The sequence below is a fragment of the Nostoc sp. ChiQUE01b genome, assembly GCF_034531255.1.
Taxonomy (GTDB): Bacteria; Cyanobacteriota; Cyanobacteriia; order Cyanobacteriales; family Nostocaceae; genus Nostoc.
Genome location: NZ_JAVRBM010000038.1, coordinates 21,223 through 33,231, shown reverse-complemented (window position 1 = coordinate 33,231; position 12,009 = coordinate 21,223). Strand labels below are relative to the sequence as shown.

13 protein-coding genes are annotated in these 12,009 nt (G+C 43.3%); 9 read left to right on the top strand and 4 right to left on the bottom strand.

The window, feature by feature from the left end; all coding sequences use genetic code 11:
- Nucleotides 1-735: 735 nt before the first annotated feature.
- Entirely contained in the window at nt 736-1,221 is a 486-nt protein-coding gene (locus RMY63_RS23190; protein ID WP_322730964.1) for an allophycocyanin subunit alpha-B, read from the bottom strand.
- A 265-nt stretch (nt 1,222-1,486) separates the two neighbouring features.
- Between RMY63_RS23190 and rlmD the strand changes: the two genes are divergently transcribed.
- Both rlmD and RMY63_RS23180 read left to right on the top strand, forming a co-directional pair.
- A complete protein-coding gene (gene rlmD / locus RMY63_RS23185) occupies nt 1,487-2,893 on the top strand; it encodes a 23S rRNA (uracil(1939)-C(5))-methyltransferase RlmD (protein ID WP_322730963.1) in 1,407 nt (468 codons plus the stop codon).
- 390 nt (nt 2,894-3,283) lie between these two features.
- The gene (locus RMY63_RS23180; protein ID WP_322730962.1) at nt 3,284-3,733 is read left to right on the top strand and encodes an anti-sigma regulatory factor; all 450 of its coding nucleotides are present in this window, start codon (nt 3,284-3,286) and stop codon (nt 3,731-3,733) included.
- A gap of 77 nt (nt 3,734-3,810) precedes the next feature.
- Here RMY63_RS23180 and RMY63_RS23175 read toward each other — a convergent pair whose 3' ends face one another.
- Nucleotides 3,811-4,086, bottom strand: a complete 276-nt coding sequence (locus RMY63_RS23175; protein WP_322730999.1) for a DUF6439 family protein — start codon at nt 4,084-4,086, stop codon at nt 3,811-3,813.
- 116 nt (nt 4,087-4,202) lie between these two features.
- Here RMY63_RS23175 and RMY63_RS23170 point away from each other — a divergent pair, with 116 nt between their 5' ends.
- The 3 genes from RMY63_RS23170 to RMY63_RS23160 all read left to right on the top strand — a co-directional run bounded on the left by RMY63_RS23170 (nt 4,203) and on the right by RMY63_RS23160 (nt 6,271).
- Complete coding sequence (locus tag RMY63_RS23170) at nt 4,203-4,565, top strand: hypothetical protein (protein WP_322730961.1); 363 nt, start codon at nt 4,203-4,205, stop codon at nt 4,563-4,565.
- A gap of 127 nt (nt 4,566-4,692) precedes the next feature.
- Complete coding sequence (asnS, locus tag RMY63_RS23165) at nt 4,693-6,084, top strand: asparagine--tRNA ligase (RefSeq protein ID WP_322730960.1); 1,392 nt, start codon at nt 4,693-4,695, stop codon at nt 6,082-6,084.
- 37 nt (nt 6,085-6,121) lie between these two features.
- Entirely contained in the window at nt 6,122-6,271 is a 150-nt protein-coding gene (locus tag RMY63_RS23160; RefSeq protein ID WP_322730959.1) for a type II toxin-antitoxin system PemK/MazF family toxin, read from the top strand.
- Between the two features lie 73 nt (nt 6,272-6,344).
- Here RMY63_RS23160 and RMY63_RS23155 read toward each other — a convergent pair whose 3' ends face one another.
- The gene (locus tag RMY63_RS23155) at nt 6,345-7,022 is read right to left on the bottom strand and encodes a response regulator transcription factor (protein WP_012407592.1); all 678 of its coding nucleotides are present in this window, start codon (nt 7,020-7,022) and stop codon (nt 6,345-6,347) included.
- Nucleotides 7,023-7,630: 608 nt separating this feature from the next.
- Nucleotides 7,631-7,825, bottom strand: a complete 195-nt coding sequence (locus RMY63_RS23150) for a hypothetical protein (protein ID WP_322730958.1) — start codon at nt 7,823-7,825, stop codon at nt 7,631-7,633.
- A gap of 311 nt (nt 7,826-8,136) precedes the next feature.
- On the opposite strand from RMY63_RS23150, the gene groES reads away from it, so the two are divergent.
- The 4 genes from groES to RMY63_RS23130 all read left to right on the top strand — a co-directional run bounded on the left by groES (nt 8,137) and on the right by RMY63_RS23130 (nt 12,004).
- Nucleotides 8,137-8,448 (top strand): co-chaperone GroES, encoded by a 312-nt coding sequence (groES, locus tag RMY63_RS23145; RefSeq protein ID WP_100898362.1) that lies wholly within the window; start codon nt 8,137-8,139, stop codon nt 8,446-8,448.
- Between the two features lie 135 nt (nt 8,449-8,583).
- The gene (gene groL, locus RMY63_RS23140; protein ID WP_322730957.1) at nt 8,584-10,218 is read left to right on the top strand and encodes a chaperonin GroEL; all 1,635 of its coding nucleotides are present in this window, start codon (nt 8,584-8,586) and stop codon (nt 10,216-10,218) included.
- Nucleotides 10,219-10,315: 97 nt separating this feature from the next.
- Nucleotides 10,316-10,477, top strand: coding sequence for a hypothetical protein (locus tag RMY63_RS41890; protein ID WP_416212544.1), 162 nt, complete (start codon nt 10,316-10,318; stop codon nt 10,475-10,477).
- Nucleotides 10,478-10,810: 333 nt separating this feature from the next.
- Nucleotides 10,811-12,004: an aminotransferase class V-fold PLP-dependent enzyme gene (locus RMY63_RS23130; RefSeq protein WP_322730956.1), complete on the top strand. Its 1,194-nt coding sequence runs from the start codon at nt 10,811-10,813 to the stop codon at nt 12,002-12,004.
- Nucleotides 12,005-12,009: the final 5 nt, after the last annotated feature.

Sequence of the window (12,009 nt, the reverse complement as noted above, 5' to 3'; positions counted from 1 at the left end):
GATCGTCTCCCAGCGATCGGTAACTAGGCATAATTAATGACAACTGAACTCTAGCCGAGTCATTAATAGGGAACACACTTAACAGCCGACAGCCTTAATCAAGGACTGTCGGTTTTTTGTATTTGTCATTTGTCATTTGTTATAGCGGTTCTCACTTCGTTGCAATACAGTCCCAAGCCCACCCCGCATTTGCTTACGCAAACGCTCCCCTCACCGCGCGCAGGGCTACCGTGTATACACAAGTCGAGTTGGCAATCAAATCAACGAAAAACAACGGAAAATTATTTTTAAAATCCTTGATTTTCCGTTAGGACTCTATCAATAACCTGACACTATTGATAATCAGTTCACTTAACTCAAAACCTTGCCTACCAAGGCTTGTATCTTACCAGGCAATGATTTTAGGACTTGTGTATACACCATAGGCGCGCAGGGAGGGGTTGGGGGTGGGGTTGAAAGTGTATTTCATCCAAACGAGAAGCGCTATAAATGCCCAATGCCCAATACCCAATACTTCTCTACGAAACGCTACGCACTCAGTACAAGTGCCCTATGCCCATATCCATAAAATTTCCCCACAACTGGTTGGTAACTTGACAGAGATTTTGCCACAGCCACTACCAAATGTGGGGAAGGTATGATCAAATTGGGGATTTTATGCCTATCGAGTGCTAATACCTCGCACTCACTCTAGTAGACCGAAAGTATATTCCTAGAACCAGCACACACTTTGTATTAAGACATCGCTTGAATGATGTAATCAAAGTAAGGTGCTGCTTCGGCAGCATCTTCTCTACTCAGTAAGCTAAGGGAGGCTGTTTTGAGGGAATTAATCGCTTCTACCATTCCAGGCACGGGAACACCCAATGAATTGTACATTTCCCGCACACCAATCAAACCGATTTTTTCAATTGGCTCTTTATCACCGGCAAGTACACCATAGGTAATTAGGCGTAAGTACCAGCCAAAATCACGGATACATAAAGAGCGTTGGCGTTCACCGTAAGCATTACCTCCGGGGGAGATAAAGTCAGGACGCTTCTGCCAAAGTTGTTTGGTTGCTTCCTGAACTATTTTTTTTTCGCTTTCGGCTAAGGTAGCCGCAATCCGCGTCCTTTGTACGCCAGTTTGCAGAAAGTCTTTGATATTTTTAAGTTCGCCACTGCTGGGATAACGCAGTTCGTCGTCGGCTTTGAGAATAACTTGGCTAATTACAGTCATGATTATTGAAATCACCTGAAATATTATCTGTTAGTTTAGCGAGTTAGAGGTACACAAGTGAAGGGATAGGAGCTAGTTATGTATTGAATTTATCTGTTTAGGGAGTAGGGAGGTAGGGAGTGGGGAGTGGGGAGAGTGGGGGGAACAGGGGGAGCAGGGGAGAAGAAAGAACTATTGATTCTTGCCCCATGCCCAATGCCCCATGCCCAATGCCCCATGCCCAATGCCTCATGCCCAATGACCAATGACCAATGACTAATGACTAATGACTAAAATAATTTGGCAACAGGGTGAATTAATTGAAGTGACGATCGCTAATCTGAGTGATACAGGTGATGGTGTGGGACGCGCTGATGAGCGTGTTGTGTTTGTCCCAGAGACTGTCCCAGGCGATCGCGCCATTGTCCGCTTGGTTCATGTTAAACCAAAATACGCCCACGGAAAGCTCCAGCAGCTATTGTCACCATCTGCCTACCGTATCCGACCTAGTTGTATTGTGGCGGATAAGTGCGGTGGTTGCCAGTGGCAGCATATTAATTATGATTACCAGCTAGTAGCCAAGCAAAATCAAGTTATTCAAGCTTTGGAACGCATTGGCGGTTTTGTCCAACCACCAGTAGATCCGGTACTCGCCGCCTCTTCTGCTTTCGGCTACCGTAACAAATCTACATATCCTCTGGCCACATCGGCAACAGGACAGGTACAAGCTGGTTACTATCAAAAAGGTAGTCACCAATTAATTAACTTAAATCAATGTCCAGTCCAAGATGTGCGATTAAATCCCTTACTTGCCGAAGTTAAACAAGATATTCAACAGCAAGGTTGGCAAATTTACGATGAACAGCGCCACCAAGGAAAAATTCGCCATCTCAGTTTACGCATTGGCCGACACACAGGGGAAATATTGCTGACTTTGGTGGTAAAGGACTGGAATTTATCAGGAATTGAAACCCAAGCCCAGGAATGGTTAAAGCGCTATCCCCAGTTAGTGGGAGTGTCGCTCAATCGCAATAGTGATCGCACAAATGCTATCTTTGGATCAGAAACCCGTTGCATCGCTGGAGTACCCCACCTGCGTGAATATTTTGCTGGACTGGAATTTCAAGTGCGCCCAGATACATTTTTCCAAGTGTATACAGAAACAGCAGAAGCACTATTGCAGGTAATTCAATCAGAACTCAATCTTCAAGGGCATGAGTTCCTAGTTGATGCCTACTGTGGTATTGGGACTTTAACTTTACCCCTCGCCAAAAAAGTGCGTATTGCTACAGGATTAGAAGTGCAACCAGCAGCAGTCGAACAAGCAATTTTGAATGCCCACCGCAACGGAATTGATAATGCAACATTCCAAGTCGGGGCAGTAGAGAAATTGCTTCCCCAAATGGGCACAATACCAGAAGTAGTAATACTCGATCCGCCACGTAAGGGGTGCGATCGCGCAGTCATAGATACTTTACGGCAATTGAAACCATCTCGGATCGTTTACGTCAGCTGTAAAGTAGCTACCCTCGCCCGCGACCTGAAATTGCTTTGTCAAGATGGGCAATATACCATCACACGGGTACAACCTGCTGATTTTTTTCCTCAAACTGCTCATGTTGAAACTGCCACCTTTCTTGTGCTATCACATTTTGACAAGGGTAGTAATTCCTTCAAAAAAACTGAAATTTGAAAATTGTAGTCTAGTGCATACTAAAGATGCTAAAATTGAATTAAGCCAAAAATAAAAATTCATTTTGTTTAAATAAATTCAAGTTGCATGGGTTCTTAAAAACATGAAGAAGATTGTGTGAATTATAAATCGGCAACTAACTAGAGTATGCCAATACTCTCTAAAATTAACAGCATATTCTTAATTTGCTGAGTTCATTATCAAAATTATTTCAGCCGATATATACCTAAACAGTTCTAATTCATACAATAAAGCCAATGCTCCCTAGCATTTTCAAAATTTAGTTTTAAAGACGCAAGTTTGAAGGCAGCATGACCACCTCAATTTTTATCAGGGTGCCTGTGACACCAAACTGATGTCTAGCTAACTGAAAGCTATGGGGTTTCTCTTGTGATTACTATTTCACTCCGTCCAGTTGGACGTTATTGGGGCACTATTAGTTTTGCCTCAACCCTCTACCTTTGTCCCATATTAGACTTATTGTTGGCAGAAATTCCAGCAAGATTACAAGCAGAACTGCGGCTGGGACTTCAAGAAGCCCTAGTCAACGCAGCCAAACATGGTAACAATCTCGATCCGAGTAAAACAGTTGTAGTTCGTTTTTCCGTAATAGATAATCACTATTGGTGGATAATATCAGACCAGGGTAGTGGCTTTACTCCTTCATCTACTAGTAATGAAGAACCAACAGACTATCTTCCACCAGATGAGTCAGAAAATGGTCGTGGTTTATGTCTTCTACATCAAATTTTTGATCAGGTAGAGTGGAACCGCAAAGGCACAGAATTGAGGCTTTGTAAACAAATGGAAAATCGCCGGGGATTATCTCTGCGACGATAAGAGTGGAGTGGGGAAAGTTATTGATTAGTTGTTTTTTACTAACTATTCCCTATTCCCTACTCCCCATTCCCCATTCCCTACTTCCCGTGAGTCGGACAGGGAGGGGCAGAAATAGAGCGATCTAACCAACCAACTGCTTGTTCTAATCTAGCTTGAGCTTCTTCTGGCTGATTCTTTAAAAGATACACAATTGCTGCTGCTACTTGCTCATTAGCGCGGGAATTGCGGTTAGACTTGAGGCGATGCCAATCGTTAGGGGAAATGCTTAGTCTTTCCATGAGAGCTTGAGCTAGTTCCAGAGTACTAAGTTCATTCAGTTGACTGGTTTTAGGCAGCTGAGTAGATTGAGACATAATTTTTGTCATTTGTCATTTGTCATTTGTCATTTGTCATTTGTCATTTGCTTAATAACCAGTGACTCTTGACTTTTAACGTTTGGCTCATATTGATCTTAGTTTACTACTTGTACATGAAGCCGCCAAAACAATCACAGCCGTCAGCAGAAAATCCCGAACCAGATTTTGAACAAGAATTAGAGGAAGTAGAGCGATCGCTCTTGTCCTTAAGAGAACGTTACGATCAAGTGCAACGCGATCGCCAACAACAGGCACAATCGCAACAGCGCCGCGATCGACTAAAGCACAATAAATCTCAGACACCAGAAATCAAAGCAGAGTTACGGCAAATTCAACGGCAGTTGGAAATGCTAGAACTAAACTTAGAAAGCCAGTTATTTTCTTGGCGTAGCCTCAAAAAACCTTTCTGGCAAGTCGTCCGCTTTGGTGGAATGGGCGTTATCATAGGCTGGATATTAAAGTCTTATGCTGGATAATTCCAATTTTGGATTTTAGGTCGCACCTTTGGTGCGCTGGAAGCGCAACTTAGATTTTGGATTGGGTTAACTGTAACATTCTTTAATATCTGTACTCCTTACGTTGATAAAATACAAGTTGTAAAATATGGTAAATCGACGGATTGCAGAAATATTGCGAAGTGGTCAACCTGATGAGTCTCTCCTAGTGCAAGGCTGGGTGCGGACTAAGCGCGAGTCTAAAGGGTTTGCTTTTATTGAAGTCAATGACGGCTCATCACTAGCTAATTTGCAAGTCGTCATTAATCAAGATTTGCCAGATTACGAAGCTATATTGAAAAAATTGAATACGGGTGCTGCTGTCGAGGTGACAGGGGTACTAGTAGCTTCTCTTGGTAAAGGACAGCGAATTGAGTTGAAAACCGAGACGGTGAAAGTCTACGGTGAAGCTGATCCCGATACCTATCCCCTACAAAAGAAACGCCATTCCTTTGAGTTTCTGCGAACCATTGGACATTTGCGATCGCGTACCAATTCTTTTGGTGCTGTTTTCCGCGTCAGAAATGCTTGTTCGACAGCGATTCACCAATTTTTCCAACAAAGAGGCTTTTTGTGGGTACATACACCCATCATCACTGCTAGCGATTGCGAAGGCGCGGGTGAACTGTTTAGCGTTACCAGTTTGGATTTAAAGAATATTCCCCGCACAGAAAACCAAGCAGTAGATTACAACCAAGATTTTTTTGCTAAACCTACATATTTAACAGTTAGCGGCCAGTTGGAAGCGGAAGTTATGGCGATGGCGTTTAGTAACGTCTACACCTTTGGCCCTACCTTCCGTGCAGAAAATTCCAACACGTCGCGCCACTTAGCAGAATTTTGGATGGTTGAGCCAGAAATGGCTTTTTGTAACTTAGAAGGTGATATGGATTTAGCTGAGGCATTTCTCAAACACATTTTTAAATATGTGTTGGAAACTTGCCCAGAAGATATGGAATTTTTCAATGAACGCATTGATAAATCTGTGTTGGCAACAGCCGAAAATATGATTAATAATCAGTTTGAACGGTTAACTTATACAGAAGCCATCAAACTTTTAGAAAAAGCTGATGTTAAATTTGAATATCCAGTGAGTTGGGGTTTAGATTTACAATCAGAACACGAACGGTATCTAGCTGAACAATTATTTAAAAAGCCTGCGATCGTTACAGATTATCCAGCGCAAATCAAAGCTTTTTATATGCGCTTGAACGACGATGAAAAAACCGTCCGCGCAATGGATATTCTCGCACCGAAAATTGGCGAAATTGTCGGTGGTTCCCAGCGCGAAGAACGCCTAGAAGTTCTAGAACGCCGTGTGTTAGCGCAGGGATTAAACCCAGAAGACTTGTGGTGGTATCTTGATTTGCGTCGTTATGGTACTGTTCCACACGCCGGTTTTGGGTTGGGTTTTGAACGACTCGTGCAATTTATAACGGGTATGGGAAATATTCGTGATGTAATTCCGTTCCCGCGCACACCACAAAGTGCTGAATTTTAGAAGATTATGAAGAACGTTTGGCGCGTGGAGAAATTCAGTGGTAGATATCACACGGAAAGATGTAGTTTTGTGCGATCTCAATCCCGTTGTTGGTACAGAACAAGCCGGAATTAGAGCTGTCGTAGTAGTGCAAATTGATCGGGCAAATGCTGTTAGCCCTGAAAAAGATGGCGGTAGATTTAGTTAGGAGTTAGGAGTTAAGAGTTAGAAGTTAAAAAATTCATAACTCATAACTCATAACTTTTAACTCTTAACTTTGTTTAAGCCATTTGATTTTCAATCGCCCACCGCGCTAGTTCAGTGCGGTTGTGGAGATTGGTTTTGCCCAACATATTGGACACATGGCTTTCAACTGTACGCTGACTAACGTTAAGTTCTTCAGCAATTTCTCGGTTAGCTAAACCCCTAGCTACAAACTGGACTACTTTCAGTTCGGTTGGGGTTAACTGCACATCAAAGGGAACTTGGATACGGGAACCGTTTTCGCCTCCTTTTGCTTGGTGTTCTTTCCAACGGATAGTTTGTTTCAGTGAGGACTCAACTTGGGCTACGAGTTCTTCTGGTTCAAAAGGCTTGACCATATAAACATCAGCACCTTTGTTCAGACCTTTAACTCGGTCTGCACTTTGCCCTTTTGCTGAAAGGAAAAGAACTGGAATCCAGCTGGTGCGTTCGTTTTGCCGGACTTGTTCCACAAAAGTATATCCGTCCATTTCCGGCATCATCACATCGCAGATAATCATGTCTGGAACATCTTGCTCTAAAATTTCCAGAGCTTCGCGTCCATTTTCAGCGGTGATGACTTCATATCCCCGGAATTCTAAGTAATCCTTCACCAGCAAGATGAGGTTAGGGTCATCATCAATCAATAGAAGTCGTTTGTGATCTTTCATGCTGGGCTCTTTCATAGCAGTGGCACTTGTCGCGCTTCGGTCCATCAAGGTCTTGAATATTTATCCTCTATGGTGGGTTATGTGAGATGTTGTCCTTTTGCCTACCTAACTTGCCTTTGCTGTCTCAAGTCTCAAAAATGCCGAGCACTTTCAAGAGACTACTAGCTCGATAGCAAAAGTCCAGCAAGGATACGTATAGCAGTAGTATCTATAATGCGCTATTATATATCGCTTTGAAAGGGGCGGGCTAAAAAAACACTGATAAAATAATAATCCTTCTGACTTAACTAGTTAAGTATTGGCTTAAAGATGACCCTACCTCAAAACCAACCCGCACTTTCTTAAAGCTTACTGCTATACCATATCCTATGGTTGTTAAGCCTCTATGAGGTGTTCACAAGAAACTAGGGAAGTTTCTGGCAAAAAATGGATTGAAAACGCATATTCTTCTACCACTTTATTGCCTATTCAGTATTCTCGGACGATCCGCAGGGTAACTTCCGGGTTTGCTTGGCGATACCAGACACCATCAGGATAAATCACCATTATGGGTCTAGAACAAGAAACACGCAAGCAGTTGGCTTTAATTTTATAGACGCAAATAGAATTACTTTAGTGCAGTTCATTAAATTTTAAATCTTTAAGTCGCTTTTTCAAGTAATTCCAGAATTCCAGACTAGCTCGTTTTGAGCAGCAATTGCCTGGTCAGCGCAAATAAAAATATGTCGCTGAATTTTTGCAATTCCTAAATTTTCTACACAATTACTCAGGGTCTTATGTTCTAGAGACTTAGTAGTTTCAGGAATTTGATGGCTGGACTGGATCGCTGTCACTGTATTGTTACTCATCGAGCGGCTCCCTGATTACAGTTTTATAACAATTTGCAAGCTTTGCAAATAAAGTTGAGTCAGAAGGGGAGTAGGGAGTAGGGAATGGGGAATGGGGAAGAATTTTTATAACTCCTAACTCTCCACTCCCTACTCTCTTCGTAACTTACAGAACAAAACCTGAAAGGTAGAAATAATTAAGCATTTATACTTAAGTATATCTATGACCCTCTAGTTCGGGAACCCGTACTCAAGAGATTCTTGCCATTGGACGCCACTTTTCGGTAAATTAGCACTCAGGAGTTGAGAGTGCTAAACTGGGAAAAATAATTATGGCAGCTTTATCTTTAAGCGTTTCTACAGTTAAACCTTTAGGCGATCGCGTTTTCGTAAAAGTGAACGCCTCTGAGGAAAAGACCGCAGGTGGTCTATATTTGCCCGATACCGCCAAGGAAAAGCCCCAAGTAGGGGAAGTAGTGGCTCTTGGCCCTGGCAAGCGTAATGACGACGGAAACCGTCAGGAATTGGAAATTAAAGTTGGCGATAAGGTGCTGTACTCTAAGTACGCTGGCACTGACATCAAGCTCGGCACTGAAGAATACGTACTGCTTTCTGAAAAAGATATTTTAGCAGTTGTTATTTAGTGGGGAATGGGGAATAGGGAATAGGGAATAGGAAATGTCAAAAATAAAGACAATGCCCGATGCCCAATGCTCGATGCCCAATGCCCAATGCCCAATTCAAGAAAAAATTGACTTACTCGCAAAATTTAGACACCTATGGCAAAGCGCATTATCTACAACGAAAACGCCCGTCGCGCTCTAGAGCGAGGCATTGACATCCTGGCTGAGGCTGTAGCTGTTACCCTTGGCCCCAAAGGTCGTAACGTAGTCCTAGAAAAGAAATTTGGCGCACCGCAAATCGTCAATGACGGTGTAACGATCGCTAAAGAAATCGAATTAGAAGACCATATTGAAAATACTGGCGTAGCTCTGATTCGTCAAGCTGCTTCTAAGACCAATGATGCTGCGGGCGATGGCACTACAACTGCTACCGTTTTAGCTCATGCGATCGTCAAAGAAGGCTTGCGGAACGTTGCAGCTGGTGCTAATGCAATTTCCCTCAAGCGTGGTATTGACAAAGCTACTGCCTTCCTCGTAGACAAAATCAAAGAACACGCCCGTCCAGTGGAAGATTCCAAAGCCATTGCCCAAGTTGGTGCGATCTCGGCTGGTAATGACGAAGAAGTTGGTCAGATGATTGCCCAAGCAATGGACAAGGTGGGCAAAGAAGGCGTAATTTCCCTAGAAGAAGGGAAATCTATGTTCACCGAATTGGAAATCACTGAAGGGATGCGCTTTGACAAAGGCTACATCTCTCCCTATTTTGCAACCGATGCTGAACGGATGGAAGCGGTTTTTGATGAACCTTTCCTACTGTTGACCGATAAGAAAATCGCTTTGGTACAAGACCTTGTACCAGTGTTAGAGCAAGTAGCTCGTGCTGGTCGTCCTTTGGTGATTATCGCCGAAGATATTGAAAAAGAAGCTTTAGCAACCTTGGTAGTAAACCGTTTGCGCGGTGTACTGAACGTGGCTGCTGTTAAGGCTCCTGGTTTTGGCGATCGCCGCAAAGCACTACTAGAAGATATCGCCGTTTTAACTGGTGGTCAACTAGTTACCGAAGATGCTGGTTTGAAGCTAGATAACACCAAGCTGGATAGCCTGGGTAAAGCTCGCCGGATCACCATCACCAAGGACAGCACTACAATTGTTGCCGAAGGTAACGAAGTTCCTGTTAAGGCTCGTGTCGAACAGATTCGTCGTCAAATCGAAGAAACCGAATCTTCTTACGACAAAGAAAAACTGCAAGAGCGTCTTGCTAAACTCTCTGGTGGTGTCGCTGTAGTGAAAGTGGGTGCAGCGACCGAAACCGAAATGAAAGACAAGAAGTTGCGCCTAGAAGACGCTATTAACGCCACCAAAGCTGCTGTGGAAGAAGGTATTGTTCCTGGCGGTGGTACAACTCTGGCTCATCTTGCTCCCGACTTGGAAACTTGGGCAAAGAGCAATCTTAAAGATGAAGAGTTGATTGGTGCTTTGATTGTCGTTCGCGCCTTACCCGCACCTCTGAAGCGGATTGCTGAAAACGCTGGTCAGAATGGTGCTGTAATCGCTGAACGCGTGAAAGAGAAAGAATTTAGTGTTGGCTACAACGCTGCAACAAACGAATTCGTCGATTTGTTAGCTGCTGGTATTGTTGACCCTGCTAAGGTAACTCGTTCTGCTCTGCAAAACGCTGCTTCTATCGCTGGTATGGTGTTGACAACCGAATGTATTATAGTTGACAAGCCTGAGCCTAAAGATAGCGCTCCTGCTGGCGCTGGCGCTGGTGGCGGCGACTTCGATTACTAATACGTAGTTACAGAAGCTAAAACGGCTGCTTCCCTTGTGGAGGCGGCTGTTTTTTATTTAAGTTTATCTATCGCCTTACTCTCCTGATTTCAATCCAATTGAAAACTGTTGGTCAAAAGTTAAGGAATTTCTACGTTCTGTGGCTGCACGCTCAAGAGATGCCTTAGATGAAGCAATTACGATCGCATTAGACTCTGTTGTATCCAATGATATTCGTAATTACTTTAGCCACTGCTGCTACTGTATTCCACTGAGTTGAAATCCGCTATAAAATCTGGAAGTGGCGATCGCGTCCACACTTAATTTGCCGTTTATTTTATACTGTCAACAGTTAGCTATTGGTGTAAACAGCACAAGCGTTTGCTTTTGCCCCAAATTACAACTAAAAGAAAGTGATAAAAAACCACAGTTTGTCCATTATTACAAGGTTACATGACAAAACAACATGAGCCGTGTCTTATCTGTAAGTGTGTCACACTCTGGAGAAAGGGTTAAAATCCCTACTTTATCTACGAATTCCAGTATTCAATCTTTGTGATTGGGATCGTCTGAATATCAATAGCCTGCAAACAGCAGATATCCCTTGTGAATTATGACTAGTATTTCTGCATCACCAATCAAGCTGCATCACCATCGAGAGCAATTTCCTGCTTTAGCGAATAAGGCTTATTTTAATTATGGGGGACAAGGCCCCATGCCCCAAAGGGCAATGGATGCGATCGCCCAAACTCAAGCTTATGTTCAGGAAATAGGCCCCTTTGGCAATGAGGCGTATCGCTGGATAGCGCCCCAGACTCAAGCCGCAAGAGAAGCGATCGCTTTGGAGTTAAATGCACCAAGCCAAACAATTACTCTCACGCAAAATGTCACAATTGGCTGTAATATTGCCATGTGGGGCATCGAATGGCGTGCTGGCGACCATCTACTGCTCTCCGACTGCGAACATCCAGGCGTAATTGCTACAGCCCAGGAAATCTCGCGGAGATTTGCTGTGGAAGTTACCACTTGTCCTCTAAAAGGGACTTTAAATGAGGGCGACCCTGTAACCATCATTGCCCAGCATTTGCGCCCCAATACCCGCCTAGTAATATTGAGTCATGTTTTCTGGAATACTGGTCAAGTTTTACCTCTTGATAAAATTGCCGAAGTATGCAGAAATAATCATTCTGCACTATTAATAGATGCTGCCCAATCTGCTGGTTTATTGCCTTTAAACTTAACTGAATTGGGAGTAGATTTTTATGCTTTCACTGGTCATAAATGGTTATGTGGCCCAGCGGGTGCGGGTGGTTTGTATGTCCGCCCAGAAGCACGAGAAAGCCTGAAACCTACGTTTATTGGCTTAAATGGCATTGTTGTGAATAGTCAATCTCAGCCTGTGGATTGGCTTCCAGATGGGCGACGATACGAAGTGTCTACATTAGCTTATCCGTTGTATCTTGGGTTAAAGGAAGCGATCGCAATTCATCAGCAATGGGGAACGTCACAGGAACGTTACGAGCAAATTTGCCATAACAGTGAGTACCTCTGGCGACAATTGACGGCGTTACCCAATATTAACTGTTTGCGAACTTCCCCACCTGAAAGCGGTATAGTCTCCTTCCAACTTGCAAATAATCAGCCTCCAGCTCATTTGAAGTTGGTACAATTTTTAGACTCACAAAAAATATTAACTCGGACAATTGCCGATCCTAGCTGTATACGCGCTAGCGTCCATTACTTTACTTTAGAATCGGAAATCGACCTATTGGTTGAGACGATTCAAAATTTTTGCAAAATTAATTAAAAGTT

Bases quoted from the DNA above. Each gene is read 5' to 3' on its own strand.
- RMY63_RS23190 (WP_322730964.1), bottom strand. From the start codon at position 1,221: ATGACTGTAATTAGCCAAGTTATTCTCAAAGCCGACGACGAACTGCGT.
- rlmD (WP_322730963.1), top strand. From the start codon at position 1,487: ATGACTAAAATAATTTGGCAACAGGGTGAATTAATTGAAGTGACGATC.
- RMY63_RS23175 (WP_322730999.1), bottom strand. From the start codon at position 4,086: ATGTCTCAATCTACTCAGCTGCCTAAAACCAGTCAACTGAATGAACTT.
- RMY63_RS23170 (WP_322730961.1), top strand. From the start codon at position 4,203: ATGAAGCCGCCAAAACAATCACAGCCGTCAGCAGAAAATCCCGAACCA.
- asnS (WP_322730960.1), top strand. From the start codon at position 4,693: ATGGTAAATCGACGGATTGCAGAAATATTGCGAAGTGGTCAACCTGAT.
- RMY63_RS23155 (WP_012407592.1), bottom strand. From the start codon at position 7,022: ATGGACCGAAGCGCGACAAGTGCCACTGCTATGAAAGAGCCCAGCATG.
- RMY63_RS23150 (WP_322730958.1), bottom strand. From the start codon at position 7,825: ATGAGTAACAATACAGTGACAGCGATCCAGTCCAGCCATCAAATTCCT.
- groES (WP_100898362.1), top strand. From the start codon at position 8,137: ATGGCAGCTTTATCTTTAAGCGTTTCTACAGTTAAACCTTTAGGCGAT.
- groL (WP_322730957.1), top strand. From the start codon at position 8,584: ATGGCAAAGCGCATTATCTACAACGAAAACGCCCGTCGCGCTCTAGAG.
- RMY63_RS23130 (WP_322730956.1), top strand. From the start codon at position 10,811: ATGACTAGTATTTCTGCATCACCAATCAAGCTGCATCACCATCGAGAG.